Source organism: Paraburkholderia sp. BL6669N2, assembly GCF_003387275.1.
Lineage (GTDB): Bacteria > Pseudomonadota > Gammaproteobacteria > Burkholderiales > Burkholderiaceae > Paraburkholderia.
Genome location: NZ_QUNA01000001.1, coordinates 553573 through 580294, shown reverse-complemented (window position 1 = coordinate 580294; position 26722 = coordinate 553573). Strand labels below are relative to the sequence as shown.

24 protein-coding genes are annotated in these 26722 nt (G+C 64.0%); 7 read left to right on the top strand and 17 right to left on the bottom strand.

Translation table 11 applies throughout. The features are described 5' to 3' along the window. Window positions 1-37: 37 nt before the first annotated feature. Both B0G80_RS02625 and mscL read left to right on the top strand, forming a co-directional pair. On the top strand, window positions 38-1072 hold the full coding sequence (locus B0G80_RS02625; protein WP_116116875.1) for a threonine/serine dehydratase: 1035 nt from the start codon (window positions 38-40) through the stop codon (window positions 1070-1072). 88 nt (window positions 1073-1160) lie between these two features. Beyond that, on the top strand, window positions 1161-1607 hold the full coding sequence (mscL, locus tag B0G80_RS02620; protein WP_106283509.1) for a large conductance mechanosensitive channel protein MscL: 447 nt from the start codon (window positions 1161-1163) through the stop codon (window positions 1605-1607). A gap of 107 nt (window positions 1608-1714) precedes the next feature. Here the strand turns inward: mscL and B0G80_RS02615 are convergent, their stop codons facing one another. The 3 genes from B0G80_RS02615 to B0G80_RS02605 form a co-directional block, all read right to left on the bottom strand. Further along, window positions 1715-3688, bottom strand: a complete 1974-nt coding sequence (locus tag B0G80_RS02615; protein ID WP_116116874.1) for a response regulator — start codon at window positions 3686-3688, stop codon at window positions 1715-1717. Between the two features lie 96 nt (window positions 3689-3784). Continuing rightward, complete coding sequence (locus tag B0G80_RS02610; RefSeq protein WP_116116873.1) at window positions 3785-4291, bottom strand: response regulator; 507 nt, start codon at window positions 4289-4291, stop codon at window positions 3785-3787. Between the two features lie 78 nt (window positions 4292-4369). Next, a complete protein-coding gene (locus B0G80_RS02605) occupies window positions 4370-5989 on the bottom strand; it encodes an ATP-binding protein (RefSeq protein WP_116116872.1) in 1620 nt (539 codons plus the stop codon). Between the two features lie 414 nt (window positions 5990-6403). On the opposite strand from B0G80_RS02605, the gene B0G80_RS02600 reads away from it, so the two are divergent. Continuing rightward, complete coding sequence (locus B0G80_RS02600) at window positions 6404-6898, top strand: hypothetical protein (RefSeq protein WP_106283513.1); 495 nt, start codon at window positions 6404-6406, stop codon at window positions 6896-6898. Window positions 6899-7000: 102 nt separating this feature from the next. Here B0G80_RS02600 and B0G80_RS45645 read toward each other — a convergent pair whose 3' ends face one another. Together B0G80_RS45645 and B0G80_RS02595 are read right to left on the bottom strand one after the other, a co-directional pair. Then, window positions 7001-7168 (bottom strand): hypothetical protein, encoded by a 168-nt coding sequence (locus B0G80_RS45645; protein ID WP_181919895.1) that lies wholly within the window; start codon window positions 7166-7168, stop codon window positions 7001-7003. Further along, the gene (locus B0G80_RS02595) at window positions 7168-9669 is read right to left on the bottom strand and encodes an AsmA family protein (protein WP_116116871.1); all 2502 of its coding nucleotides are present in this window, start codon (window positions 9667-9669) and stop codon (window positions 7168-7170) included. The genes B0G80_RS45645 and B0G80_RS02595 overlap by 1 nt, the downstream gene beginning before the upstream one ends. 191 nt (window positions 9670-9860) lie before the next feature. Between B0G80_RS02595 and B0G80_RS02590 the strand changes: the two genes are divergently transcribed. After that, window positions 9861-10601 carry an ATP-binding cassette domain-containing protein gene (locus tag B0G80_RS02590; protein WP_116116870.1) on the top strand — a complete coding sequence of 247 codons (741 nt, stop codon included), beginning with the start codon at window positions 9861-9863 and terminating at the stop codon, window positions 10599-10601. Further along, window positions 10598-11404: an ABC transporter permease gene (locus tag B0G80_RS02585; protein ID WP_116116869.1), complete on the top strand. Its 807-nt coding sequence runs from the start codon at window positions 10598-10600 to the stop codon at window positions 11402-11404. The genes B0G80_RS02590 and B0G80_RS02585 overlap by 4 nt, the downstream gene beginning before the upstream one ends. Window positions 11405-11447: 43 nt before the next feature. Here the strand turns inward: B0G80_RS02585 and B0G80_RS02580 are convergent, their stop codons facing one another. Both B0G80_RS02580 and B0G80_RS02570 read right to left on the bottom strand, forming a co-directional pair. Then, window positions 11448-12005, bottom strand: coding sequence for a DUF6013 family protein (locus B0G80_RS02580; RefSeq protein ID WP_116116868.1), 558 nt, complete (start codon window positions 12003-12005; stop codon window positions 11448-11450). A 354-nt stretch (window positions 12006-12359) separates the two neighbouring features. Next, window positions 12360-13382: a zinc-binding alcohol dehydrogenase family protein gene (locus B0G80_RS02570; RefSeq protein WP_116116866.1), complete on the bottom strand. Its 1023-nt coding sequence runs from the start codon at window positions 13380-13382 to the stop codon at window positions 12360-12362. A gap of 162 nt (window positions 13383-13544) precedes the next feature. On the opposite strand from B0G80_RS02570, the gene B0G80_RS02565 reads away from it, so the two are divergent. Next, on the top strand, window positions 13545-14507 hold the full coding sequence (locus B0G80_RS02565; protein ID WP_116116865.1) for a LysR family transcriptional regulator: 963 nt from the start codon (window positions 13545-13547) through the stop codon (window positions 14505-14507). Between the two features lie 39 nt (window positions 14508-14546). Here the strand turns inward: B0G80_RS02565 and B0G80_RS02560 are convergent, their stop codons facing one another. From B0G80_RS02560 to B0G80_RS02545, 4 genes are all read right to left on the bottom strand, one after another. Beyond that, entirely contained in the window at window positions 14547-14852 is a 306-nt protein-coding gene (locus tag B0G80_RS02560; protein ID WP_116116864.1) for a hypothetical protein, read from the bottom strand. A 40-nt stretch (window positions 14853-14892) separates the two neighbouring features. After that, entirely contained in the window at window positions 14893-17907 is a 3015-nt protein-coding gene (gene ligD / locus B0G80_RS02555; protein ID WP_116116863.1) for a DNA ligase D, read from the bottom strand. 43 nt (window positions 17908-17950) lie between these two features. After that, window positions 17951-18967 carry a Ku protein gene (locus B0G80_RS02550; RefSeq protein WP_116116862.1) on the bottom strand — a complete coding sequence of 339 codons (1017 nt, stop codon included), beginning with the start codon at window positions 18965-18967 and terminating at the stop codon, window positions 17951-17953. Between the two features lie 132 nt (window positions 18968-19099). Beyond that, window positions 19100-20353 (bottom strand): cytochrome P450, encoded by a 1254-nt coding sequence (locus B0G80_RS02545; RefSeq protein WP_116116861.1) that lies wholly within the window; start codon window positions 20351-20353, stop codon window positions 19100-19102. 434 nt (window positions 20354-20787) lie between these two features. On the opposite strand from B0G80_RS02545, the gene serB reads away from it, so the two are divergent. Beyond that, complete coding sequence (gene serB, locus B0G80_RS02540) at window positions 20788-21627, top strand: phosphoserine phosphatase SerB (protein WP_116116860.1); 840 nt, start codon at window positions 20788-20790, stop codon at window positions 21625-21627. A gap of 52 nt (window positions 21628-21679) precedes the next feature. Here serB and B0G80_RS46605 read toward each other — a convergent pair whose 3' ends face one another. The 6 genes from B0G80_RS46605 to B0G80_RS02515 form a co-directional block, all read right to left on the bottom strand. Beyond that, a complete protein-coding gene (locus B0G80_RS46605; protein ID WP_258193421.1) occupies window positions 21680-21811 on the bottom strand; it encodes a hypothetical protein in 132 nt (43 codons plus the stop codon). A gap of 50 nt (window positions 21812-21861) precedes the next feature. After that, complete coding sequence (locus tag B0G80_RS02535; RefSeq protein ID WP_116116859.1) at window positions 21862-22311, bottom strand: hypothetical protein; 450 nt, start codon at window positions 22309-22311, stop codon at window positions 21862-21864. Window positions 22312-22490: 179 nt separating this feature from the next. Then, window positions 22491-23675 (bottom strand): cystathionine beta-lyase, encoded by a 1185-nt coding sequence (locus B0G80_RS02530; protein WP_106283525.1) that lies wholly within the window; start codon window positions 23673-23675, stop codon window positions 22491-22493. A gap of 140 nt (window positions 23676-23815) precedes the next feature. Then, window positions 23816-24472: a hypothetical protein gene (locus tag B0G80_RS45640; RefSeq protein ID WP_181919894.1), complete on the bottom strand. Its 657-nt coding sequence runs from the start codon at window positions 24470-24472 to the stop codon at window positions 23816-23818. Between the two features lie 47 nt (window positions 24473-24519). After that, window positions 24520-25704, bottom strand: a complete 1185-nt coding sequence (gene bktB, locus B0G80_RS02520) for a beta-ketothiolase BktB (RefSeq protein WP_116116857.1) — start codon at window positions 25702-25704, stop codon at window positions 24520-24522. A gap of 67 nt (window positions 25705-25771) precedes the next feature. Then, the gene (locus B0G80_RS02515) at window positions 25772-26722 is read right to left on the bottom strand and encodes a sugar kinase (RefSeq protein WP_116116856.1); all 951 of its coding nucleotides are present in this window, start codon (window positions 26720-26722) and stop codon (window positions 25772-25774) included.

Here is a 26722-nt window from a genome sequence, read left to right as displayed (position 1 = left end):
AGAGTCTTACCCATACCGAGCCACGCACGCCCACGCCATGTCCACCGCCACGCCGCAACACACCGACCATACGATCGACGGCGAGCCGATCCCCACGCTCGACGACATCGCCGCACAGCACTTTGCGTTGACGCCGTGGGTGGCGCGAACGCCGGTGTTCGACAGGGCGGACTTTCCGTCGCTCGAAGGCACGGTGGTGAATTTCAAGTTCGAGTTGTTGCAGGCGGGCGGTAGCTTCAAGGCGCGCGGTGCGTTCACCAACCTGCTCGCACTCGACGAAGCACAGCGCAGCGCAGGCGTCACGTGCGTGTCGGGCGGCAATCATGCGGTGGCGGTCGCGTATGCGGCCATGCGCCTCGGCATCAGCGCCAAGGTCGTGCTGTTTCACGCGGCCAATCCGGCGCGCGTGGCGCTGTGCCGGCAATACCGCGCCGAAATCGTGTTCGCGCAGGACATTGCCGAGGCATTCGAACTGGTGCGCCGGATCGAGGCCGAGGAAGGCCGCTATTTCGTGCATCCGTTCAACGGCTATCGGACAGTGCTGGGTTCGGCCACGCTCGGCTACGAGTGGGCCACGCAAACACCGGATCTCGAAGCGGTGATCGTGCCGATCGGCGGCGGCGGCCTCGCGGCGGGTGTGGCAACCGCCATGCGCCTGGCGAATCCGAACGTGCATGTGTATGGCGTGGAACCCGAAGGCGCGGATGTCATGGGCAAGAGTTTCGCCGCCAATCACACAGTCAAGATGCGCCAGATGCACGGTATTGCCGACTCGCTCATGTCGCCGCACACCGAGGAATACAGCTACGAATTGTGCCGGCGGCATATCGATCAGCTTGTCACGGTATCGGATGACCAATTGCGTGCGGCCATGCTGACCTTGTTCGGACAACTGAAGCTCGCCGTCGAGCCGGCCTGCGCCGCGGCGACAGCCGGCTTGCTCGGCCCGCTGCGCGAACAGCTGCAAGGCAAACGCGTGGGCGTACTGTTGTGCGGCACCAATACAGACCCAATCGCGTTTGCCGCGCATATAGAACGCGCACGGCATAGCGAGCCACTGTTTCCACAATAAAAAACAATCCTCGCCGTTCTGGCCAAAAGACTAGCCTATCCTTCTCAGGTTGGTATCATTCGAATATCGACTTCTGGGAGGAACCTCTATGAGCATGGTCAAGGAATTCAAGGAATTTGCCCTCAAGGGCAACGTGATGGATCTGGCAGTCGGTGTGATCATCGGCGGCGCGTTCTCCACCATCGTCAATTCAATTGTTAAAGACCTGATCATGCCGGTTGTCGGGCTCGCCACCGGCGGCCTCGACTTCTCCAATAAGTTCGTTCGCCTCGGTCCCATTCCGCCCACCTTCAAGGGCAGCCCCGAGTCGTATAAAGACTTGCAAACGGCGGGCGTTGCCGTATTCGGTTACGGCTCGTTCATCACCGTGCTGATCAACTTCGTGATTCTCGCGTTCATCATTTTCCTGATGGTCAAGTTCATCAACAATTTGCGCAAGCCGGCAGAAGCCGCGCCGGCGGAACCGCCGCCGACGCCGGAAGACGTGCTGCTGCTGCGTGAAATCCGCGATTCGTTGAAGAACTCGCCGCGCTAACTATTCCGGCGCGTCAGCCGGAGTCAGTCATAAGCAAAAGGCCTGTTGCGATCCCGATCGCAACAGGCCTTTTGTCTTATTTGGGTCAATGCCGGCGGTCTCCACGCTCACGCGTCCCGCTGCTCCTTCTGAGTCACCGCGACTTCGATCATCGTTTCGAGCTGACTGAAATTGACCGGCTTGGTCAGATGCGAGGTGAAACCGGCGCTCAGGCAGCGACGCACGTCTTCGTCGGTGCCGAAGCCGGTCAATGCGACCGCGGGCGCGTCCGAGTGCTCGCGGAATGCTTTGATGAAGTCGAGACCGGTACCATCGGGCAATCCTACGTCGCTGACGATCAGATCGAAGGTCTGCGATTGCGTGGCGGCTAATGCATCGTCGACCCGGCCCACGGTCGTGACTTCATGGCCGAGGCTGCGAATCAGTTGCTCCATGACCTCCGCGGTGTCCACATGATCTTCGATCAGCAGGATGTTCAGCAGACCGCCCGAATGCACTTCGTCGGGCACCACGACCGGCGAAGTCACCTGCGGCGCCGCGGCCGTCGGCAAGGTAATCGTGAAGGTCGCGCCGCAGTGCGCGCCCGGGCTTTGCGCGGTCACCGTGCCGCCGTGCACGTCGGTCAACGCCTTCGTGATCGCGAGACCGAGGCCGAGGCCGCCGAACTGCCGTGTCATGTTCTGGTTGCCTTGCTCGAACGCGTTGAAGAGTTTGCCGATCTGGTCCGGCTCGATGCCGATCCCCGTATCTTCGACCGAGATCTGCACGTGCATGCGTTCGTCGTGCGTGCGCACGTAAATATGGCCGCCGTCCGGCGTGAATTTGGCGGCGTTGCGAATGAGATTCCACAGCATCTGCTGCAGCCGCGCGCGATCGGCCAGCACGTAATGATGCTGCGCGTCTTTATGGACGTGCACGTCCTGCTGCTTGACCTGAATCTCGCTGCGAAACAGTTCGAGCACGCTGTCGATCACGTCGTGCACGTCGACGGTTTCCAGCGACAGCCGCAGCTTACCGTTCGCCACGCGCGTGAGATCGAGCAGGTCGTCGATCAGCCGCGCTTCGAGTTCGACGTTGCGACGGATCATGCGCACGCTCGCTCGCGCCTGATCGGGCAGACCCGGAATCATTTCCAACACGCTGGCGCCGGCTAGCACCGGCGTGAGCGGCGTGCGCAATTCGTGCGACAGCATGGCCAGAAAGCGGTCTTTGGCGCGATTGGCTTCTTCGGCGGTCTGGCGGGCGGCCTGCTCCGACGCCAGCAGCCGTTCGCGCTCCTCGGCCGCCTCGCGTTGAGAATGAATGTCCGTGCAACTGCCGAACCATTTGCTGACGTTGCCCTCGGCGTCGCGCATCGCCACCACGCGTAAGTCGAACCAGCGATATTCGCCGTCGTAACGGCGAATCCGCAACTCGTGCCGGTAGTCGCCGGCGTTGCCCGACACCGTTTTGAGCCAGCTTCGGCGAATCTCCTCGCGGTCGTCCGGATGCACGGCGTCGAGCCAGGCGAGACCGTACGAACAGCTTTCAGCGACGCCCGTGTAGTCGTACCACTGCTTGGACAGAAAATCGCAGTCGCCCGTTGCGTTGCAGGTCATGACAAGGTGCGGCAACGCCTCCGACAAGGTGCGGTAATGCTGCTCGCGATCGCGCAGCAACAAGGCTTCGTCCGACGCGCGCTGCAGGCGCACTTGCGAGAGCACCCGTTCGACGGCTTCGGGCAGGTAATCGAGGTAATCGCCGGATTTCGGCACGACGTCGGACACGCCGGCGCGCAGCGCTTCGATGACACGCGATTCGTCGGTAAAGCCGGTCACGAGAATGGCGGGAATCCGCACGCCTTCCGCGCGCAGACGGCGAAAGAAGTCCAGCCCGGTTTCCGGCCCGCTCAGTTGGTAGTCGAGCACCAGCAAGTCGGGGCCGCCTGCCGCAAGCCGTTCACGGGCCGCGTCGACGCCGGCGCAGATCGCGACCCGGCAGCCGGCGCGCTCGAGCGACTTGCGCGCGAGCCGCAGGATGCCTTCGTCGTCATCGACGACCAGCACGTAGGCGGCGGGCGGCACGGACACTTCTTCGGTCATGCGGAGTCTTCTCTGGCTAGGGTCAACAAGTGGTCTATCTTGTCACGAGCGTCTTTCGGCCGGCTTCATGCGGACCTTCTTCATGCGAACCTTCCATCACGGCGCCGCGAGACGATGCCCTGAAGGCAGCTTGACCACCTGCAGGAAAAAACCGAGGCGGCGCACGGCTTCGATAAACGCATCGTATTCGACCGGCTTGGTGATGTAGACATTGCAGCCGAGTTCGTAGCAACGCGCGATTTCGCGCGGGTCGTCGGTCGTGGTCAGGACGATCACCGGCACGGCGGCCGTCTGCGGCGATTCTTTCAGACGCCGCAAGACTTCGAAGCCGTCCACCCGCGGCATTTTCAGATCCAGCAGCACGACGAAATTCATCAAATCTTCACGCGCGGGGACAGCGCTGTTAGCGGGATCGGCCGGGGAACTCGCGGCGTCGGCCGTTGACGGCGCCGCGCCGAAGAAATAATCGAGCGCCTGCTGGCCGTCGCGAAAGCGCACGAAGCCGTTCGAAATGCCGGCACGGCGCAGATTGCGTTCGACCAGCGTGGCGTGGCCGTCGTCATCTTCGATCAGTACGATGCTGACCGTTTCCCCGTGATTCATATGCTCTCCGTGCTCAACGATTGGTCGATGCCCGCCGCTTGTGATTATCGCGCCGCCGCCCTCTTTGCCTGCTCAAGTTCAAAGACGCGCGGGCTGTTCCGGCAACACCACGAAAAACGTCGATCCCGCGCCCTCCGCCGACTCGACCCACACGCGGCCTCCATGCCGTTCCACCGTGCGACGCACCACCGCGAGACCGATGCCGTCGCCGTTCGCGACGTCGCCATGCAGGCGCTGAAACGCCCGGAACACTTTCGACATATACGCGGCCGGAATGCCGAGGCCGTTGTCGCGCACATAATACGTGCGCATGCGGATCGCGCGCGGCTCGCCCGCCTCGGCCGGCTCGACCGGTTCGGGTTCCAGCGCGCCGACTTCGATACGCCCGTTGCGCGCCGGGTCGAGATAATTCAGCGCGTTGCCGATCAGATTGCTGAAAATCTGCTCGATCGCGCCGGGGTCGCCCCATGCGGGCGGCAGATCGCGCACGGTCACCACGGCGGCATGCTGCCCGATCGCACCCTGGAGCGCGTCGACCACCCGGCCCACCACGCGCCCGACGCTCACACGCTGCCACTGGTACTCGAGCCGGCCCGCGCGTGAAATACGCAGCAGTGCGTCGATGATCGACGCGGCCCGCGTCACTGCCGTGCGCAAATATTGCAAGGACTCGCGCATCTCGCCATCGAGAATATGCGCCATGCGTCGATGCTCGGCTGGCGGCAATTTTGCCGCCTCGACGACGCTGTCCAGCTCGTCGCACGAGACCTGCAGTTCCTTCGAGAAGCCTTGCAGATTCACCAACGGCGAGCGCAGATCGTGCGACACGCTGTAGATGAACATTTCATTATCTTGCGTCTCCTGACGCAGTTCCTCGTTGACGCCCGCCAGTTCCCGCGCGCGCGCTTCGAGCCGCGTCTTCAGCATGGCCTGCTGGGCTTCTGCCGCACGCAGGCGCGCGCCCGTCTGATGCAGCACCGCGTCAAGCGCGGCAATTTCGTCCTTACCCGACAGCGCCGGCGCCAGCGTGCGCCCACTGCCTAAACGCTCGGCGTTCCCGGTCAGCACTTCCAGCCGCCGGCCGATGCTGCGCGCAAAGGCCACCGCGGTGGCGGCCCAGATCAGCATCGAGCCCAGCACGGCGCCGATCAGCGCGTATTGCTGACGGTCGCGGCGCCGCGCGAGGGCGGCCGAACGTTCAGCGTCGAGCCGCGACGCCTCGTCGCCGAACGCCGCGAGTTCATCGCGAAACACGGCGATCTGCTGTGGCAACGCGCCAGTCTCCAGCGCCGCAAACGACGTCGGACGACGCCCTTCGCGCAGCGCCTGCGAGATCGCGACAGTCTGTGTGCGATACGCGTCGATGGCCCGCTGCATCTTGTGCACGCGTTCGACCTGTTGCGGCGTGCCGGCGACCAGCACCTCGAGATTCGACAGCCGGTCGCCCAGATCGACCCACACGGTATGGCGGTCGATCAGCGACGCGTCGCCGATCACCATGCCCGTGCGAACCCGCGCAGTCTGACGCAGCAGCGGATCGACGATGGCCGACGACTGATAGAGAATCTGCTTGCTGTTGGTGACCCACTGCGCGGCCTGCGCTGTCTGCTCCTGGGTATCGAAGACGACCCCAAGAAGCGCCAGCTCGACCGCGCTCGGCACTGCAATCAGCAGCAGACCCTTGGTGAATAGTTTCATGTTCGCCCGAAGGGTCGCAAAGGGTCGCTCAAGCGGTCGATCAAGCCGCGGCGGTGCGCGTGACCGGCCACGCAGCGCCGCGCCGGCGGGACAGTGCGGTGTGATATCGGCGAGCTCGATGTAGGGCAGCCGGACGGGCCATTATCGACGTGAATTCGAGATATTTCAACGTGCCGGCAAGATGCGCCGCCCCACACAAAAATGACTTTTTTATTGGTATGAGATGATTTTTCGACGCCTCGTGCGTCTATGATGGAAACAGGTGGGCTAGGAAGCGAAAGCGCGCGGCGAGGCGGTTCGGCATGATTCGTGCGGGAGGCGGTGGGGCGGCGTTGTTGTCGAATCACCGTGAATCCGACCTTGTCGTATGCTATAAAAGATCGACGTGCGGCGCGCGAAGCCGGGAGTGGTCGCATGAGGACGCTGCGTTTCTTGCAATTCTTTTTCAGGCGAATTTTTATGTCCTTCCCGAAAAAGCGTAGACGCGCGAAGGTGGACGGCGATGAGTCGTTCCTCGCGGTACTACGGCATTTCAAGCCGTTCGGTCAGCTCGACACCAAGATTGCGCGTGCTCGCGCGCAAGACGAGCCGGTCCTTTATGCGCACGTGCTGCCGGGACTCGATGTACTCCTGTGCAGTGTGCGTGGCGCACAACCGCCCTATCCGGCACCCGCCGAGTTACGGCGCCGTTGCATCGAATCCATTACCAATGCGCTGGAGCAGCCGCTCGACGGTCTCGAGAACGGCGGCTACTGGTATGAGGCCGACGGCTTCGGCTTTCTGGTGTTTGCCAGCCGCGCTCGTGCCAGGATCCTGACGGAATTCGGCGCGACTCGCGTCGGCGGTGCACGTCGCGGGGTGCGTCGTCAGGATGCTGCTGGAGACGCCGCGCCGCGCTCGCTCAGGTAGACCGTTAGGTTTACGGCTGCGCTTCACGCTCGCAACACCGTCTGTTCACACAGTTCGTCACACGGTGTTGCGCCATCACCTTTCCTTGATTTGACTTGTCTCTCAGGTGATCTGTCTGCGCGCGTGTGCAACGTTCGCCGTGTCTCGTTTGCTCGTGACATCGTCGAAATCGTCGCGCCCGGGCGGCACACTGATCAGCCACAAAAAGATCAACGACAGGCCGCCGCCAAAACTCCAGCTCAGCCAATCCGCAGGCAGGATGAAAGGCATCAGCTTCCCTTGTATGTAGCCGCGCTGGCTGGCGACACCGCAGCCGGCTTCTTCTTATCCGTCGTAGCCGGCGACGAAGCGCCGTCCGATGATTTGTTGACCGGCGCGCCATCCAGAGAAATGGCCGACTTGGGCTGCTGCTTTACGCCCGGCGGCGGCGCCGTCGGGGCCTGGCGAATCTGCGCGAGCATTTGCGTGCAGGGTAACGGCTTGTTGTTGCTCGGCGCGAGCAACGGAATCAGCGCCGCGAACGGATTGATCAGGCCGAGGCCGACCGCCGCGCCGCCGCGCAAGGCCAGCGCGGCCGCGTTCACGCCGACGTGCGGGTCCTTGAAGGTGCCTTTCACGTAGAGCGGCGAGCGCAGCGAAAAAACCCGGAAACCCTTGGTATGCGGATGCACGCCGAGGTCCATCGACTCGTCCCGCAGATTCACGTTGCCGTCGATGTCGATCACGGCGTCGTCCGTATCGAGCGCGAACACACGCGATTCCAGCACGCCGTTGGTCGCGACAAAATCGGCGGCCGCGCAGTTGATTTTCACATCGCGATTGCCGAATAGCTTTTCATACACGACGTTCGCCACGTTCAGCCCGGCCGCTTCCATCAGCAGACGGCTCACCGTGCCGTCCGTCACCAGCGCCTTGACCTCGCCGTTCGACGTTGCCGCGAGCGCCGCCGGCGAATTGCCCGTAGCGGTCAACGCGGCGTCGCCGTTAATTTCACCCAGCGCGTTCTGCATCGTCTTGAAGTTCGGGAACAACTGCTTGAGCTTCAGATGCCGCGCCGAGGTCGCGAAGCGGCCCTTGAGCGGCGTCGCGCTGCCGTCCAGATGAATGTCCGAAGCGAGCGTGCCGCCGGCCACGCCAAACTTCAACGGTTCCAGCGAGAGTACGCCGTCGGTCATCACCACGTGCGTGTACAGATCCGTGATCGGCAGATTCACGTCCTTGACGATCCGCCGGCCGGTGAACTTCACGTCGGCGTCGATCGCCTTCCAGCGGTCGGTGCGGAATTCTTCGACCGGCAGCGCCTTGTTGGACGGCTGCGCCGTCGCGTCGCCGCGCTTGGCCTTGCTGGCGTTCGAATCCGCGCCGATCACCGGCGCCAGATCGGAAAATTGCAGCAGATGCGACACGAGTTCGCCCTGCAGCAACGGACGCGGCTCACGCGCCGTATAGGTCATTGAACCGTTGATATCGCTGCCGCCGACCCGTCCTGTAAAATTTTCATACTTGAAGACGTTCCCCGTGGACTTGAACTGGCCGACGAGCCGCCCTTCGGTTGCATAGGGCGGTGTGTCGGGCAGCGTCACGCCAGTCAGCGAATAGAGGCGCGCCATGCTGTTGCCTTGCAGCCAGAGGCGCAGATCGACCGCGGCAAGATGCGCCGGATCGGTGATCGTGCCGATCAGACCGACATGCAGATCGCCTGCCTTGACATCGGCTTGCACCGGGAACGGCCGGTTCGCGTCCTGCAGCGCGAGCACACCGCCGACCTTGCCGCTGCCCGACACCGGCGTCTTGTTGTAGGTCCCTTTGACGGTCCAGCCGATGGCGTACGGCGGGATTTCCTGCTTCGCACCGGCTTGCGTCTGCGCCTCGCTCGCGCCCAAAGCCGAGGCCGGTGCGGACGCCACGACCACGCCGCTCGCGCCTGCAACGACGGCCTCGCTCGCACCTTTCGAACCGCCCGCGACCAGGCCGCCCGAGGCGCCCGTGGCCGCCGTGGTACCCGACGCGCTGATATCCGTCGACGACGCGCCGGAGGCGGCCGCAGCGGACGCCGCCGCGGCTTCCGACGCCGCTTGCGCATTCGCCTGCTGAGTCAGCTTGTTCGCACCGGACTTGCCGATGGTTTGCGCCGACGAACTGCGCGACGCCGCTTCCTGCTGCTTCATGGCTTCGCCGATCGGAATCGGCTGGCCGAGCGTATCGATCGCCATCTGCAGATCGACCTTTTTCTGCTGATCGGACAGCGCGATATTGCCTTTGGCAAAGGCGATATCGTGCAGTTCGAGCTTCCATTCCGAAGGCGCGCTCGACGCCGCCAGCTTGAAGGTCCAGTTGTTGCGGCCGTCGAGCACGCGCTCGAGGTCGACCGAAGGATTCACAAGGTTGATGGTGGGAATGACGATATCGTGCGCGAGCAGCGGCAGCACCTTGACCTGGAAGTCAATCTCGTCCAGCGTGGCGAACTGCGGCTGCCTCGTCCAATCCGGATTGCCCACGGTGATATTGGCCGCCGAGAAACGCGGCCACGGCACCCAGCCGCGCCAGCCGGTTTCGCCGACCGGATGCCGCCAGCCGACCTTCAGATCGCCGTTGATGGCGAACGGCCTGCCGATCGCTTGCGTGACCTTGTCGTTGATATAAGGCCGTGCCCGGTTCCAGTCGAACGTCAGAATGAAAATAGTCAGCGCGACAATCAGAATGACGATAATCGCCAACAGCCACGCGATGATTTTTCCGATTCGCCGTCCTGTCGTGCTCGACACTGCCATTGAGAGGCTCCGCTAATTCTTTTACGTTGAGCAACGTGCAGCACGTTGCGTGCCCGATCATTGACCACCAGCGCCATGCCGCTGGCGCTTTATTAGCGCTTTATCAACGCTTTATCATGTTGAGCGCAGGTTGCACCCACACACGTTGCAGCGAGCCTCGACCTTACGCATCCCCCATTACAAATTCAAACATGACCGATGTTCCCTTAGTCCTCGCCGAAGGCATTGTCCGGCGCGATGCCGTGCGCGGCCAGACGTTGCTGCAGCCGACCACCTTCGCTTTACAGGGAGGCGACCGTGTCGCGATCACCGGACCGTCCGGCTCGGGCAAGAGCGTGTTCCTGCGCGCACTCGCGCTGCTCGATCCGCTCGATGCGGGACGCATGATGTGGCATGGCGCGGCGGTGGAACGCGCCGCCATTCCGCGCTACCGGCGCAACGTCGCGTATATCCGGCAGCGGCCCGCGCTGCTCGATGGCAGCGTCGAAGACAATCTGCGCTACCCGTTCGAGTTGCGCACGTATCGCGACGTGCGCTTCGATCGCGCGCGCGCGGCGAGCCTCGCCGCTCAGGCCGGCCGCGGCGACGACTTTCTCGACAAACGCGCAAGCGAGTTGTCCGGAGGCGAGGCGCAGATCGCCGCGCTGATTCGCGTGCTGCAACTCGCGCCCGAAGTCCTATTGCTCGACGAGCCGACCGCCTCGCTCGACCCCGAGTCGTCGCATGCGATCGAAGGACTGGTGCACGCATGGTTCGACGCCGATCCCGCTCGTCATGCGTCGATCTGGGTGTCCCACGATCCGGCGCAAGCCACGCGCATGAGCGCGCGGTATCTGACCATGCGCGCCGGCGTGCTCGGCGAAACCGCACGGACCGACGCACGGCCCGAGATACCGCCCGCGCATCAGTATCACCAGGAGTCCGGCCAATGACACTGCAAAACCTGAGTCTGTGGGATGTCGCAATCGCCGCGCTGCTGATCGTCGTGAACGGTGCCGTCTCGGTGGCGCTCAAGCTCGATCTCGAACGCAAGCTCGCGTGGGCCGCCGTGCGCACCGTCGTCCAGTTGCTGGCGATCGGCTACGTGCTCGGCTGGGTGTTCCAGTACGACCGCTGGTACGTGGTGTTGCCGCTGATGATCGTGATGACGCTGATCGCCGGCTTCGCGGGCGCGCAGCGCGGCAACCGTACGTATCGTGGACAACGCGCGGACAGCGTGCTGTCGATCTGGATCAGTTCGTGGCTGGTGGCTGCGGTCGGGCTGTTCGTCGTGATTCGCATTCACCCGTGGTACGAGCCGCAATATGCGATTCCGATTCTCGGCATGATCCTCGGCAATACGCTGACCGGCGTGTCGCTCGGTATCGAACGCATGACCGAGGAATTGACCGCGCGACGCGATCGCGTCGACATGGCGCTCGCGCTCGGCGCGACGCGTTGGGAAGCGGCACAGGCGCCCGCGCGCCAGGCGGTGCGGGCGGGCATGATGCCGACACTCAATCAGATGGCCGTGGTCGGCGTGGTGAGCCTGCCCGGCATGATGACCGGCCAGGTACTGGCCGGGCAATCGCCATTGCAGGCGGTGCGCTATCAGATCGTGATCATGTTCCTGATCGCCGCGTCGTCAACGCTGGGGACCGTGGGCGCGGTACTGCTCACCTACCGGCGGCTCTTTTCCGCCGAGCACCGGTTTCTGTCGGCGCGGCTCGTGGAGCGGACCGTGGCACGGCGCTAAGCCGAGTTCAGGACCGCCGCCGTGCTCCCATCACGCGCTGGACTCAACGCTTCGCGCTGATCGCGACTTCCGTGCCGTCGCTGAGTGTGAGCGTTTTCGTGCTGCCGTTCACCGGCATCGTGAAGCGCACGATCTGGCTGACGCTCACGTCGTTCGGACACTTGAGCGTTTTGCCGCCGCTCGTGACGGTTTTCACGCCCTTCGGCGTCTGCGCCTGGAAGCTCAGTTGCACCGTCGCCGTGCCGTCGCCGGCGACCACCGGCGCGAAACGGATCTGCGTCTGCCGGATCATCGCGCCGTTGGTGTCGGTCGGCAGCGACGCATAGTTCGGACACGCATCCGTCGCGGGAACCGGTCCGCCAGGCGGCACCGTCTTCCACGTGAAGTCGTCCGATTCGCCGGAGCGGATCGTGCGGGTTTCCTGCGAATTGCCGAACTGTTTCGACGTGACGCGCACCGTGTAGCGGATGGGACCGTCGAGGGCGGACTGGGACGTGACCGTGATCGGCGTGGCCGCGCGAGCCACCGGCACAAACATGCCGGGCGCGAGCGCGCATGCGAGAGAAGCGACAACTGAAACGGCGGAGAGTCTGAAGCTCATACTGTCACCTCGTTGTTGTGCCGCTGCGCGCCCGCTTCAGCGCTACTGCTCGCGCACCGCCTGGCTCATGATGCCGGGCCGCGAGACACGCAACTGTTTTAGCATGCTGCCCTGCCAGTCTAACGCCAAGCGGCGCTGCGCGCGCTGCCTGCGAATCGGGTGTTAACCCGCTTGCGGCGACGCGTTTTCTGCGCGTGTCGCGGCTTTGGCGCACGAAAGCGCAGGTCGCGCCGCACTGCTGCAGATCGACGCACCGGATAGCACAGTTTGATGTGCATCAAATGAACACGGCCGGCGCGCATTGCTGCGACGCCGGCCGTTTTTTCGCTTCAGCCCGCTACGGCGAAACGCTATTTACGCGTCGAAACCCGTCAACACCAGTTTGCCGATCGCGCGCCCTTCTTCAAGCAGTTGATGCGCGCGGCGCAGATTCGCGGCGTTGATCGTGCCGAGGCTCTGGCCGACTGTCGTGCGCAGCGTGCCCGCATCGACGAGACGCGCGACTTCCGTCAACAGCTTGTGCTGCTCGATCATGTCCGGCGTGCCGAACATGGAGCGCGTGAACATGAACTCCCAATGAAAGGCGGCGCTCTTGGCCTTCAGCAGTTCGACCGGCACGGGCTGGCTGTTTTCCACGATCGTGCAGATGCTGCCTTGCGGCTTGACGACCTCCGCCGCGGCCGGGAAATTCTTGTCGGTGTCGTTGAACATCAGCACGTAATCGACCTGGTCGATGCCAAGCTTTTTCAATTGCGCGGGCACGTCGCCGAAGTGATCGACGATGTGATCCGCGCCCAGCTCCGTGGCCCATTTCGCCGATTCGGGCCGCGACGCGGTTGCGATCACCTTCAGCTTCGCGAGTTGCTTCGCCAGTTGGATGCCGACCGAGCCGACCCCGCCCGCGCCGCCGAAAATCAGCACGGTGCGGCCTTCGTCCGCGCCTTGTGGCGACACGCCGAGGCGGTCGAACAACGCTTCCCAGGCGGTGATCGCGGTCAACGGCAGCGCGGCCGCGTGAGTGAAATCGAGCGACGCCGGCTTGCGCCCGACGATCCGTTCATCGACCAGATGGAACTCGCTGTTGGCGCCCGGCCGCGTAATGCTGCCCGCATAGAACACCGGATCGCCGACCTTGAACAGCGTGACGTCCGGGCCGACCGCGGCCACGGTGCCGGCAGCATCCCAACCGAGGATGCGCGGCGTCTTTTCGAGCGTGTCTTTCGGCGCGCGCACCTTGGCGTCCACCGGATTGACGGAGATCGCCTCGACCTTGACCAGCAGATCGCGGCCAGTGGCTTCCGGTTTCGGAATCTCGACATCGACCAGGGCTTCCGCTTGATCGATCGGCAAATAGCGATAGAGACCGACGGCTTTCATACATGCTCCTGTTGGTTCAAATCAGAGTGAAAGGATCGCCGTCTTTGCGACGGCCCGGTGGTGCCGGTGCGCGTCGGCGATTCCATTGGCGTCATCGTACGGCGGCTCTTATTCTTTTAAAACCGTCATAATGACTGAAACATTTTTTGGTATTTCAGAAGAATGAACTCGCCTCCTGTTCAGGTTTTGTCCGAGCGCACGCCGCCGGGCGACCGGGAGCGGCTCGATCTGCTCGACGTCGCCCTGTTCGTGCGCGCCGCATTGCTGGCCAACGTGTCGGCGGCCGGACGCGAATTCGGTTTATCCGCGGCGGTGGCCAGTTCCCGCATCGCGCAGCTGGAAAAGCTGCTCGGCGCGCGTTTGCTGCACCGAACCACTCGCCGCATCAGCCTCACGCAGGACGGTGAAGTCTTCATGACGCGCGCCGAAGCCCTGCTCGACGCAGCCGCCGCCGCGCGCGCCTCGGTGGGCCGGGCGCAGGCCGAGCCGCAGGGCCGCTTGCGCGTCTCGATGCCGTCTTCGTTCGGACGGCAGCACGTGTCGCCGGTAATCGGCGAATTTCTGCGCCGCTATCCCGGCGTGAGCGTCGATTTGCGGCTCACCGATCAACTGGTCGATCTCGTCGATGCGGGTATCGACGTGGCGATCCGCGTCGGCGCGCTGAAGGATTCGTCGCTGGTGGCGCGGCGCCTCGCGGTGAACCGGCGGGTGCTGTGCGCCGCGCCCGCTTACCTTGCCGCGCGCGGTACGCCGCATCATCCTTCGGACCTCGCGGAGCACGAGTGCATGATTCTGTCGGACCAGCGCGACTGGTCCTTCGTGACGCCGGCCGGACCGCTCACGGTGCGCGTGAGCGGGCGCCTCGTCACGGACAACGGCGAAGTGATCCGCGACGCCCTGCTCGCTGGATTCGGCATCGCGCTCAAATCGACGTGGGACGTCGCGCCGTATTTGCGCAGCGGCGAACTGGTCAGCGTACTGGACAGCTATCCGCTCGCCGACAGCGTGGCGATCTGGGGCGTGTACCCGAGCCGTTCGTTCGTGCCGCCGAAGACGCTCGCCTTCATCGAATTTGTGGCGGCCCATTTTGGCGATCCGCCTTACTGGGACAGAGAGCCGGTTTGAGACCGAAGCGCCGGCGACCGCGCTCAAACCGACGCATGGTTAGTGCTTGTTGCCGCGTGCGCCGCCGGTTCCTTTGTCATCGGAGTTGACGTCGGTGTGAGCATCGTTCTGCGTCTTCTGCTGATACTCGCCGCCGCCGCGGCGGTCGGTATCTTTCAGACCGCGTTCGAGGTCGCGATGCGCCTGCTTGCCGACTTGGCGCGGGCCGTCCTCATGCTGCGACTCCGGATTCTGATCGGCTTCATGAGGCAGAGGCGCGGCGGCTTCCTGCATCGATTGGGGCTGCTTTTTTGCGTGCCGGTCCGCCTGCTTGTCGCCGTCGGACGATTGCGGTGAAGTCTTCATGGTATTGCTCCTTATCGTTCTGAATCGGGTCCGGCCGAGTTTATTGCGCATCGACCAGACGTTTTTTCATGGCTGCGGTGATGCGCTGACGCGTCTTCGCATAGTCCGCCCACGGGTCGCTTTTGAGGTCGACGAGGCGTTCGTGCAGATTCTCGATGGTCCATTGATCGCCGCCCGTGGTGCCGGCGACCTCGTCCCACGCGAGCGGCACTGAGACACCGAGGCCCGGACGCGCCCGCGCCGAGAATGCGGCGACCGTGCTGGAGCCGCGGTTGTTGCGCAGATAGTCGACGAAGATTTTCTGCTTGCGATTCTGCGCGCCCATCTTCGCGCTGAAATACTTCGGCAGCGTTGCCGCCATGTGCTGGGCGACGGCTTGCGAGAAGTCTTTCACCTCGTCCCAGCCGGCCTGTTTCGCGAGCGGCACGACCACATGCAAGCCCTTGCCGCCGCTCGTCTTGCAGAAGGATTTGAGGCCGAGTTCCTCGAGCAGTGAACGCGTGAGTTGCGCGGCTTCGATCATGCGTTCCCAACCTAGCGATGCATCGGGGTCGAGGTCGAACACCACGCGGTCGGGCTTTTCGATATTCGACACGACGGCATTCCACGTGTGAAATTCGACGGTGCCCATTTGCGCGGCGCCGACCAGCGCTTTGATGGTATCGACGGTAATCAGCGGCGGATGCCCGGGATCGAGGTCCGGATGCTGCGTGACACTCGGAATCGACAGCTTCTGGCTGTGCTTCTGAAAAAACAGCTCGCCGCCGATGTCCTCGGGCGCACGCACCAGCGACACCGGACGGTCTTTCAGATGCGGCAGCATCCATTCGGCGACCGACTCGTAGTACTGCACGAGATCGATCTTGCGCGCGCCGCTGCTTTTGTCGATGATCCGGTCGGGATGTGAGATGCGGACCCCGGCGACTTCGGCGGGCGGCGCAGCGGTGTTTGTTTTTGCGGGTGCGGGTTTGGTGGCTTTGGTTTTCGTGGTCGCGGTTTTGGTTCCAGGGGATTTCGTCGCAGCGGATTTCGTTGCGACGGTTTTTGCGGCACCGGCCTTCGCGCCGGCTTTCTCTGCGCCGCGGCTTTTTACGCTGGCCTCTTTCGCGTCCGCCGTTTTCGCGTTGGCCTTCGATTTCGCCGCGCCAGTCTTCTCTTCACCGGAGGCGGCCACCGTGCTGGCGGAAGTTTTCCGCGCCGCACGTTTCTTCGGCGCGTCGTCGGAGATGGAATCGGTTTGCTGTTGCACGTCGGCTCCCTGGCGAGGTGTTTCCTTGACGATCTGGCGCGCCGGCTTGTCGTTGCGCAGACTCACGAACGACGCCTGACGCACGATGCCGTCACTCGTCCATTCCGCGAAATTGCACTCGGCTACGAGCACCGGTTCGACCCAATGCACGGGCGTGCGGCTGCGCTCGCGCGGCGCGGCCGCAAACGGCATGCGCTGGGTCGCGTGCGCGTCGAGTTCTTTCTTGACCGAGCGCAGCAGCGCCGCGTCGAACCCCGTGCCCACACGCCCTGCGTAATTCAATCTGCCTTTGCTATCGTAGACGCCGAGCAGCAGCGCGCCGAACGCCGCGCGGCTGCCGGACGGTTCCGAATAGCCGCCAATCACGAACTCCTGGCGCCGGCGGCACTTCAGCTTGATCCACGTCGACGAACGTCCCGACAGATAGCCGCTGTCGCGCCGCTTGCCGATGATGCCCTCCAGCGCCATGTCGCACGCGCTTCTGAGCAGGTCTTCCGCGCTGAAGTCGAAATTGTTCGAGAAGCGCAGCACGCTATCGTCGACGTCTTCCAGCAAGGCGCGCAGAATCGCGCGACGCTGTTCGAGCGGCACGCCGCGCAAGTCGTAGCCGTTCAGAAACGGTATATCGAACAGGTAGACGATGATGTCTTGTGGACGGTTCGCATCGAACGCGTTCTGCAGCGCCTGAAAATTCGGTACGCCGTTCTGGTCCAGCACCACGGCTTCGCCGTCGAGCCACGCGCTTTCGATGCCGAGTTGTTCGAACGCCTTGACCTGTTTGCTGAACTTCGCGGTCCAGTCGTTGCCGGCGCGCGTGAACACCTTGACGGCGCCCGCCTTCGCGTCGCGATCGATTCGGGTCAGCACACGGTAGCCGTCGAACTTGATTTCATACGACCATTCGTCGCCGGGCGGCGCGGCATCGACGAGCGTCGCCAGTTGCGGCTTGAAGGTCGCGGGCAAGCGGGCTTTCACGGCGCCCTCGATCGAGGGCGCGGCGGCGAGTTCGCGCAGCGACTGTGCGTTGCGCGTCGCCACGATGTCCGGTCGCCGGGGATCGGCGTTGGATGAAGCAGCTTTCGCGCTGTTCTTGCCTCCTCGTTTTGCGGACGACGTCGTATCAGAAACGGCCGCAGTGGCTGCCGCAGTTTTGCGTGTGCCCCTGGTTGCCGCTGTCTTCGTCGTTTGCTTTCCGCCTTTGCCCGACGAAGCGCTGCCGCTGAGCACGCTGCCTGGACGCTTCTTCAGAATGTCGTAGTCGCTCTCGTCGCGCGCTTCGTCGTCGCGTTCCTTGATCAGCAGCCATTGCTCCTTGTCGCCACTACCACGCATATGGCTGCGCACCAATGTCCAGCCGCCTCGCAGTTTTTCTCCATGCAAATGGAATTTGAGTTTGCCGGCTGCGTAGGAACGCGCCGCTTCCGCCGCGCCGCCGACCGGCTCCCACGTGCCGCGATCCCACACGATCACGCTGCCCGCGCCGTAATTGCCCGGCGGGATTTCGCCTTCGAAAGAACCGTATTCGACCGGATGGTCCTCGACATGTACCGCCAGCCGTTTCACCGACGGATCGAGGCTCGGCCCCTTCGGCACCGCCCACGACAGGAGCGTGCCGTTCAGTTCCAGCCGAAAGTCGTAGTGCAAGCGCCGTGCGTCGTGTTCCTGAATCACGTATGAGAGCGCCGCGCCGGCTGCCTGGCCGGTCGTTTTCCGGCCGCCTGGTTTGCGCTTCGCGCGCGTGCCCGCCGGCTCCGGCGTGTCGTCAAAGCGGCGCTTGCGGTTGTAGAGATCGAGTCTGTCGTTCATGGCGATGACGTCGTCGTGAGTGGCTCAGGCGCAATGCCGACGATCAGGCCGCCGCGCGACGTTTGCGGGCCGCCGGCGTCGACGAGGTTTTGGTGCTCGCGCGGCCGCTGGTGCCGCCGGCGCGCGTTGTTGTCTTGCTCGATGTGCGAGTCGTGCGTGGTTTCTTGCGGGCCGGCGTCTCGGTCTCGGCCTCGGTATCCGCATCGGCCTCATCGCCGTCGTCGTCCGCGGCGCGCTTGCGGCCGCCCGCCGCCGGCTTGCTCTTGCCGCGCCCCAAGCTGCGCTTGAGCAGATCCGATAGATCGAGGATGTCGGCGGATTGACGCGACTCGTGCGGCGCTTCGACTTCGGTGATTTCCTCGGTCTTGCCAGCGCGAATCTTGCGATCGACCAGTGCCATGATGTCGTCGCGGAAGGTGTCGTGATACTGCGACGGATCCCACTTGTCGCTCATGTCGTCGATCAGCTTCTTCGCCATGTCGAGTTCGCGCGCGGACACGCCCGCCGCCTTCACACCATCGGCCGGCAGCTTGAATTCGTCGAAATCGCGCACCTCCGCGGCCCAGCGCAGCGTGTTCAGAGCCAGCACCGGACCCACTGGAATCAGCGCCGCCAGATGCTGCTTGTTGTGCAGCACCACGCTCGCCACGCCGATCTTGCCGGACGCCTTCATGGCTTCGCGCAGCAGCGCGTAGACCTTTTCGCCCTTGCGGTCGGGCGTGAGGAAATAAGGTGTGTCGAGATAGAGAAACGAGATATCGGGGGCGTCGACAAACGCCAGAATATCGACCGTTTGCGTCGACTCGGGGTTCGCCGAGCGGATCTCGTCGTCGGAGAGCACGACGTACTTGTCCTTCTCGTACTCGAAGCCGCGCACGATGTTATCGCGCGTCACATCCTTGCCGGTGCGCTTGTTGATCTGCTTGTAGCCGATCGGATCGATCGTGCGCTTATCCAGCAGATTGAAGCCGACTTTCTCGGACTGCGTCGCCGGATATAACTGCACCGGCACGTGAACGAGGCCGAAGCTGATTGCGCCTTTCCAGATCATGTGTGCCATCGTGCGTTCCCCTGGGCCTAAGACCTCACACGAAGCAGCAAGCGTGCCACGGCTTTGCGGGCAGAGCCGGCGCGCGGCGCGGTACGACGGGCGCCGGCACAGGCTGTAAGTCTTGCGTCAGCGCGGCAAAAGCTACGCCGTGCGGCTGGCGGCCGGTTCGAGTTCTAGCGGCACTTCGGCGAAGCCGCGAAAGCGGACGCGACCGCCGCGCGTCGGCTCGCCATCGAGGCGATAGTCGGGAAAACGCTGCACGAAGCGGCCGATCGCGATGCGCGCCTCGAGCCGCGCGAGCGACAAGCCGGCGCACTGATGGATGCCGAAGCCGAACGCCAGATGCCGGTTCGGATCGCGGCGAATGTCGAAGCGGTCCGGATCCGCGAACTGCTCCGGGTCGCGATTGGCCGCGCCGATGCACAGCGTGACCGGCGTGCCGCGCGCGACCGCGACGCCGCCGATCTCCGTGTCGACGGTCGCCATGCGGTTGCCGAGCTGATTCGAACTCTCGAAGCGCAGACACTCCTCCACCGCGGATTCGATCAGCGACGGCTCGTGCAGCAGCGCCGCGCGCTGCTCGGGCCACTGCGTCAACGTGACGAGGCCGTTGCCGATCAGATTGGTGGTTGTCTCATGGCCGGCGTTCAGAATGAAAATACAGTTCTGCAGCAACTCCGCTTCCGATAACTGCTCGCCGCCCTCCTCGCCCTGAATCAGACGCGTCAGCACGTCATGCTGCGGGTCGCCGGGCGCGCGCCGGCGCCGCGCGACCAGATCGCGCAGATAGCCGACGAATTCGTCCACCGCGCGATTGCCGCGTTCGAACTGCGCTTCGGTCAGCGACGGCTCGAGCGCGCCGAGAATCGCGAGCGACCAGTCACGCAAGGGCTCGCGCTCCGCGTGCGGCACATCCAGCAGATTGCCGATGATCTCGACCGGAATCGCCGACGCGAACTCGCCGATCAGATCGATCCGGCCGCGTGCGGCGGCGGCATCGAGCAAGCCGTCGACGAGGCGTACCAGCCCGGGCTCCATCGCCGCGATGGCGCGCGCCGTCAGCGCCCCGGCAATCAGCTTGCGCACGCGCGTGTGGCGCGGCGGGTCGTTGAAGACCAGGCTCGTGGTGTGATGCGCGTAGAGCGGCGAGTCGCCGTACTTCGGCTTGAATTCGACGGTCTTGTCGGAACTGAAGGTTTTCGCGTCGCGATAGACGGCCTGCACGTCACGAAACCGTGTCAGAAATAGCGAACCGTCCGGCATGCGCTTGACCGGTTCGTGAGTGCGCAATGCGTGATAGACCGGATAGGGATCGGCGTGGAAAGCGGGATCGAGGTGGCGCAAATCGAAGTCGCGCGCAAGAGTGGATGCGTCGCTGGCGGTCGCCGGGGGCATGCGTGTCTCCGTAGTGGTGCGCCTCGTCATGGATGCCGGTGCGTTCACGTGGCGGACGTTGCACGCCGCGAAGAGGCGGATGCGACGGTCGGTGCGCGCAGCGGCTGCGGGGCGTCGTTCGATGCGCCAGTATGAACTGGGCGCCGCAGGATTGCACGATGCGCTGCGAGGTGGGGCGTGGCGTGGCCTGGCGTTTCCTGCGGATTGCCAAAAGTGCGGTGCACTGCGAGGCCCGGCGCCCCGCTACCGATTGCCGAAGGCGCGGTGCGATGTGAGATGCGGCGCGGCATTCCCCGCGGATTGCCAAAGGCCCGCAGCCGTCCCGCTCTCCCAGCGGATCGCCAGCGGCAAGGCCAACCGGCGAACCGTTACAATAGCGGGATTTTCCGCGCGCGCCGCGCGCCGTCCTTTTCCGCGTTACTGCGTCGTCGTCCATGAACCTCGTCATTCAAAGCCCCGCGCCCCTTTCCGCCGACCATCACAAAGCACTCGTCGCGCTGGCGCGCGGTTCGCACGCCAGCGTCGTCGACGCGAACGCGATTCGCATTGCGGACGCCGACATCGCCCAGCGCGCCGACCTCGACGTCTATTGCGGCACGCATCAACTGGACTACGCGTTTGTCGAAGCTGGCCGCCAGTTGCGCGACTTCGGGCTAGTTGCGATGGACATGGATTCGACGCTGATCACGATCGAATGTATCGATGAGATTGCTGACTTCTGCGGACTGAAAGCGGAAGTCGCCGCGATAACCGAAGCCTCGATGCGCGGCGAAATCAAGGACTTCAACGAAAGCCTGACGCGCCGCGTGGCGCTGCTCGAAGGACTCGACGCAAGCGCGCTGGAACGTGTGTACGAAGAGCGGCTGCAACTCTCGCCGGGCGCCGAGCGCATGCTGGCTGGCGCGAAGGCGGCCGGGTTGAAAACGCTGCTGGTGTCGGGCGGATTCAACTTCTTCACCGAGAAACTGAAGGCACGTCTGGGCCTTGATTTCACTCGCGCCAACACGCTTGAAATCGTGGATGGCAAACTGACCGGCAAGGTGGTCGGCGAGATTGTCAATGCCGATGTCAAAGCACGCACGCTGCGCGAAACATGCGCGCAACTGGGCATTGAAACGAGCGGCGCCATTGCCATGGGCGATGGCTCCAACGATCTGAAAATGATGGCCGAAGCCGGGCTCTCCGTAGCGTTCCGTGCAAAGCCGGTGGTGCGCGAAGCGGCTAGCGTGGCGTTCAACTATGTCGGCCTGGATGGGTTGCTGCGGCTGTTCTGATGCCGGTTGGATGCGCTGGCCGACGCAATGGCGGCCAGCGCCGGCAGTGATGTCATTTTTTCAGAACGTCCACTGCGATTAACGCCAGCATGCTGGCGAAATCGACGACACCGATGATCCCACACCACTTCAGAAAGCGCGCGTAGTTTTCCTCTACTGTCAGCCACATTGTCATTTTTTTCACGAGTGCCTCCTTTGAGAGGACAAGTATAAATGCTGCACTATCTAAAAAATCTATCTCAGGTGCACATGTAGGAATGCCAATATAAAGGCAGCGCCGCAAGCGAAGAGGATTGACATAGCTATCTCCATGCGCGAGAAAGCTCCGCCAGCAAATGGTTTGTTTCGCGGCGACGCCTTCGCCTTGGTCCGTTCGTAATGCGTGTTGACCAGACCCGACATCACGAGACTGGAACAGGTAAACGCCGCCACGCACAATCCGGCTACGTAGTACGCCAGAACCGGCGCCTCGGCACTTCCGCGCTCCAGCGCCGTCACCACTTCATAAACCGCCGACGCGCACAAGCCGATCGCACACCAGAACAGTTGGCCGTCTTTCACCGAGCCGGCAATCAACGCCTTTGCGACGTGCCAGCCGTGCGCGGGCGCGACGAGCACTAGCGTAAAGATCGGGCCGATGATCGGCACGCCGAGATTCAGCAGCACCCAGAAGAAAAGATTCATCGAAGCTCACCATAGTGCGGCAACCGTAAGTTGGGATGCGCACCATCGTAGCGTCGAGACCGCACGCCGAACATTCGGCCGAATGGTTAGGCTTACTGGCTATCTTGACAAGAAAAAAACCCACCGGGAACATGTCCCGATGGGTTCACTTTTCCAACCGGAAAAACGTCGATCGAACGTTATCCCAGCGCCGCCAGAGACTGCTCGATATCCGCACGCAGGTCCGCCTCGGCTTCGAGGCCGATATAGAACCGCACCAGCGTCCCGCCGTGCGGCCATTGGCCCGCCGTGCGCATCGACGCGACGTCGTACGGCATCACGAGACTGTGCGCACCGCCCCAGCTCCAGCCGAGCGAGAACAGTTCGAGCGACTCGCAGAACGTGTCGATTTGCGCCGCGCTGTAGCGGCCGTCGAACACGACGGAAAACAGCCCGCCCGCGCCCGTGAAGTCACGCTTATAAAACTCATGGCCAGGACAGTCGGAGAGTGCCGGGTGCAACACCGCGGCAATTTCCGGCCGCGTCTTCAGCCATTTGGCCAGGCCGAGCGCCGCGCGGTCATGCTGCTCGAAGCGTAGTTGCATGCTCGGCAGGCTGCGCAGAATCAGCGAGCAGTCGTCCGACGAAACGCCAATGCCCATGCGCATGCGCGCCGCCTTCAGCTTCAGATGCAGTTCGCGATCGACGGTAATGGTCGCGCCCATCAGCACATCGCCGCCGCCTGATTGATATTTGGTGAGTGCCTGCACCGAGATGTCGACGCCGTGATCGAACGGCCGGAAACCGAGCCCCGCCGACCACGTGTTGTCGATCGCGGTGACGACGTTGCGCGCGCGCGCCGCCGCGGTGATGGCGGGCACGTCGGCTACTTCCATGGTCACCGAGCCGGGCGCTTCGAGCCAGATCAGGCGCGTGTTCGGCTGGATCAGCGCGGCGATTCCCGCGCCGATCATCGGATCGTAGTAGCGCACGGTGATGCCGAAATCGCGCGCCAGCCAGTCGCCGTGATCGCGATTCGGCGAATAGACGTTATCGGGAATCAGCACGTCGTCGCCGGCCTTGACGAGGCCGAAGTACACGTTCGAGATCGACGACAGCCCCGACGGCTGCAGCAACGCATGATTGCCGCCCTCGATGGTGGCGAGGCGCTGCGCGAGCGCGAGCGAAGTCGGCGTGGCATGCAGGCCGTAGCGCCATTGCGCATCGTTTTTCCAGTCAAGCGCGCGCATGGTCGCGAGATCGGGGAACACGACCGTCGACGCCCGCGTGACCGGCATTGAGAACGATTCGAAGCCCGGCGTGAGCTGGTCCTCGGCACGTACGATGCGGGTTTGCAGTTCGCGTTGGAGTTTGGATTGAGTCATGGTGAATTCTGGTGAGAAGCAGACGGAAACGGAGGGCGCGCGGTGTCAGGGCGCGCGCCGCCCACGCAAGAGTAGACGAGCCTGCCGGATTTCGCTCGCGACACAGCGCGCGAGCGGTTGGGCGCTGCGCGGCTGTGGCTTCACTCGCCGGTTCGCAGGTTGCTGACGCCGCCCACGGCGTGGCCGCCGGCAGAGGCGGCGCTCGAAGCGGGCACCGTGGCGGCGCCAGCGGAAGGCTGCGCCGTAGGCTTGTTCGTCGCGGCCGCGGCCGCGGCCGCCGGTGCGCCCGGAGGCGGCACCGCCTGCCCTGCCGCCAGCGGCTTCAGGTCGAACGGCTGCGGGTCGGAATCGTCGACGTTCATGCGCTCGCCCGCCACCGAGCCGTCCGCCGCGAACTTGCCGACCCAGTTGCCGGTGATATGCGTGCCGTCGTTCGATTCCTCGACTTCGAGCGTATCGCCATCCCGGTCGCCCGCGATCAGGATCACCGCGCCGGTGTCCGTGAACTGATACTCGCCGTGCACGCCGGACGGGTCGTCGCTTTTCGGGCCGAGCTTCAGCACGATCTGGCGTGAACCCAGCATGCCGGCGTAGCGCGGGAACTTCGCGAATTCGGGGCTCGGCTTGAGTGGCAACTGGATCGGCGGCGGTGCCGCCAACGCCTTCACCGCGTCGCTCTCCGCCCATGCCTGCGCGGGCAGCATCGTCGCCGCACCGGCACACATCAATACGGCAGCGCTCGTCATCCACCAACCGCGCCGGCGCACCGCACCCTTCATCGCTTTCAATTCCCGCATCCTTCCTTTCCTTTGCTCGATACTACTTACGGCCGACATGCCGCGCTTCAGATCCGTTCGAAGATCGCCGCGATGCCTTGCCCGCCGCCAATGCACATCGTAACGAGCGCATAACGCCCGCCAATCCGCTGCAGCTCGTACAGCGCCTTGACAGTGATGAGCGCACCGGTCGCGCCGATCGGGTGGCCGAGCGAAATGCCCGAGCCGTTCGGATTGACCTTGGCCGGATCGAAGCCCAGTTCCTTGCTGACCGCGCAGGCCTGAGCGGCGAACGCTTCGTTGGCCTCGATCACGTCGAGGTCGGCGACCGTCAGCCCGGCGCGTTCGAGCGCGCGGCGCGTGGCCGGCACCGGGCCGATGCCCATGTACGCCGGATCGACGCCGGCATGCGCGTATGACACCAGCCGCGCCAACGGCTTGATGCCGCGCTGTTCGGCTAGGCTGCGCTCCATCAGCACGACCGCCGCGGCGGCGTCGTTGATGCCGGACGCATTGCCCGCCGTCACCGTGCCGTTTTCTTTCGCGAACACCGGCTTCAGCTTGGAAAAATCTTCCGCCGACGCGTTCATGCGCGCGTGTTCGTCCGTGTCGAACACGACGTCGCCTTTCTTCGATGGAATCGTGATCGGCAGAATCTGTTGTTTGAAGTAGCCGCTCGTGATCGCGTTGGCCGCGCGGCGATGCGATTCGAGGGCGAGCGCGTCCTGTGCTTCGCGCGAGATGTCGTATTTACGCGCGACGTTCTCGGCGGTCACGCCCATATGGATCGACTGGAACGGGTCGTTCAGCGCGCCGACCATCATGTCGACGAGGCGTGCGTCGCCCATGCGCTGACCGAAGCGCGCGGCCGGCATGGAGTAAGGCGCGCGGCTCATGTTTTCCGCGCCGCCGCCGATCGCGATGTCGGCGTCGCCGAGCAGCACGCTTTGGGCGGCCGACACGATAGCCTGCAAGCCGGAGCCGCACAGACGGTTCACCGTCAACGCCGGCGCATGTTGCGCAACGCCGCCGTTGATTGCGGCCACACGCGCCAGGTACATGTCTTTCGGTTCGGTGTGCACGACGTTGCCGAACACCACCTGGCCGACTTCGTCGCCCGACACGTTGGCGCGCGCCAGCACTTCACGCACCACGCGTGCGCCGAGATCGGTCGGCGAAAAATCCTTCAGGCTGCCGCCGAAACCGCCGATTGCCGTACGCACACCGCTTACCACCACTACGTCCCGTTGCATCGCTCGCTCCTCTTTAGTCTCTCAAGATGATCTTGCCTCGGCGGGGGGCGCTCTGTAGCGCGCGTATTCAGCCCGCCAGAAGTTGTTCGACCGTCGCGCGCGAAGGAATCGGCGCGACCGCGCCGTAGCCTTGCGTGGACAGCGCAGCGGCGACGTTCGCGTAACGCGCCGCGGCAAACGGATCGTCGCCCGCGACGATGCGCGCGATGAATGCGCCGCCGAAGCAGTCGCCCGCGCCGGTTGCATCGACGGCATTGACGACGTGGCCCGGCACGACGCGCCGCTCGTTCGGCGTCGCGATATACGAGCCCTCTTTGCCGAGCTTCAGTGCAACCACGCTCGGGCCGTGCGACAGCAGGAAATCGACGATCTCGTCACGGCCGGTCAGGCCCGTGAGGTCGGTGACGTCGTCCCAACTCGGCAGGCAGATGTCGGTCTGACGGATCGCTTCGAGCATCACGGCGCGCGCCCGCGCGAGCGGCCACAGCTTCAGACGCAGATTGGTGTCGAAGCTCACGCGCACGCCGTTGGCGCGCGCATGCGCGATCGCTTCCAACGCTGCGTCGCACGCGCTGAGACTGATCGCGAGACTGATGCCCGACAGATGAATCACCTTGGCTGCGGCGATCGCGTCGAGCGGCAGATCGTGCGGCGCGTAGCGGCTTGCGGCCGAGCCGGCGCGCAGATAGTCGAACGCGTGGCCGTTCGGGCCGTGCGACACGAAATACACCCCCGTGGACGCCTGCGGATCGACGCGCACCAGCGACGTGTCTACTTGTTCACGCTCCCACAGATCGACCAGCAAACGCCCGAAATGATCCGCGCCGACCGCCGACACGAAACCGGTCCGCGCGCCTTGCCGTGCAGCCGCGATACAGAAGTTCGACGTATCGCCGCCGAAGCCTTGCAGATAGTTTGGCTGGTCTTTGGCCGACTGGTTGAATTCGATCATCGCCTCGCCGAGCGCGAGGATTTCGGGACGTTTGGACTGCGGCATTGCGGTCGTGCTGGCCGTCAT

Bases quoted from the DNA above. Each gene is read 5' to 3' on its own strand.
- B0G80_RS02625 (WP_116116875.1), top strand. From the start codon at position 38: ATGTCCACCGCCACGCCGCAACACACCGACCATACGATCGACGGCGAG.
- mscL (WP_106283509.1), top strand. From the start codon at position 1,161: ATGAGCATGGTCAAGGAATTCAAGGAATTTGCCCTCAAGGGCAACGTG.
- B0G80_RS02615 (WP_116116874.1), bottom strand. From the start codon at position 3,688: ATGACCGAAGAAGTGTCCGTGCCGCCCGCCGCCTACGTGCTGGTCGTC.
- B0G80_RS02610 (WP_116116873.1), bottom strand. From the start codon at position 4,291: ATGAATCACGGGGAAACGGTCAGCATCGTACTGATCGAAGATGACGAC.
- B0G80_RS02605 (WP_116116872.1), bottom strand. From the start codon at position 5,989: ATGAAACTATTCACCAAGGGTCTGCTGCTGATTGCAGTGCCGAGCGCG.
- B0G80_RS02600 (WP_106283513.1), top strand. From the start codon at position 6,404: ATGAGGACGCTGCGTTTCTTGCAATTCTTTTTCAGGCGAATTTTTATG.
- B0G80_RS45645 (WP_181919895.1), bottom strand. From the start codon at position 7,168: ATGCCTTTCATCCTGCCTGCGGATTGGCTGAGCTGGAGTTTTGGCGGC.
- B0G80_RS02595 (WP_116116871.1), bottom strand. From the start codon at position 9,669: ATGGCAGTGTCGAGCACGACAGGACGGCGAATCGGAAAAATCATCGCG.
- B0G80_RS02590 (WP_116116870.1), top strand. From the start codon at position 9,861: ATGACCGATGTTCCCTTAGTCCTCGCCGAAGGCATTGTCCGGCGCGAT.
- B0G80_RS02585 (WP_116116869.1), top strand. From the start codon at position 10,598: ATGACACTGCAAAACCTGAGTCTGTGGGATGTCGCAATCGCCGCGCTG.
- B0G80_RS02580 (WP_116116868.1), bottom strand. From the start codon at position 12,005: ATGAGCTTCAGACTCTCCGCCGTTTCAGTTGTCGCTTCTCTCGCATGC.
- B0G80_RS02570 (WP_116116866.1), bottom strand. From the start codon at position 13,382: ATGAAAGCCGTCGGTCTCTATCGCTATTTGCCGATCGATCAAGCGGAA.
- B0G80_RS02565 (WP_116116865.1), top strand. From the start codon at position 13,545: ATGAACTCGCCTCCTGTTCAGGTTTTGTCCGAGCGCACGCCGCCGGGC.
- B0G80_RS02560 (WP_116116864.1), bottom strand. From the start codon at position 14,852: ATGAAGACTTCACCGCAATCGTCCGACGGCGACAAGCAGGCGGACCGG.
- ligD (WP_116116863.1), bottom strand. From the start codon at position 17,907: ATGAACGACAGACTCGATCTCTACAACCGCAAGCGCCGCTTTGACGAC.
- B0G80_RS02550 (WP_116116862.1), bottom strand. From the start codon at position 18,967: ATGGCACACATGATCTGGAAAGGCGCAATCAGCTTCGGCCTCGTTCAC.
- B0G80_RS02545 (WP_116116861.1), bottom strand. From the start codon at position 20,353: ATGCCCCCGGCGACCGCCAGCGACGCATCCACTCTTGCGCGCGACTTC.
- serB (WP_116116860.1), top strand. From the start codon at position 20,788: ATGAACCTCGTCATTCAAAGCCCCGCGCCCCTTTCCGCCGACCATCAC.
- B0G80_RS02535 (WP_116116859.1), bottom strand. From the start codon at position 22,311: ATGAATCTTTTCTTCTGGGTGCTGCTGAATCTCGGCGTGCCGATCATC.
- B0G80_RS02530 (WP_106283525.1), bottom strand. From the start codon at position 23,675: ATGACTCAATCCAAACTCCAACGCGAACTGCAAACCCGCATCGTACGT.
- B0G80_RS45640 (WP_181919894.1), bottom strand. From the start codon at position 24,472: ATGCGGGAATTGAAAGCGATGAAGGGTGCGGTGCGCCGGCGCGGTTGG.
- bktB (WP_116116857.1), bottom strand. From the start codon at position 25,704: ATGCAACGGGACGTAGTGGTGGTAAGCGGTGTGCGTACGGCAATCGGC.
- B0G80_RS02515 (WP_116116856.1), bottom strand. From the start codon at position 26,722: ATGACGGCCAGCACGACCGCAATGCCGCAGTCCAAACGTCCCGAAATC.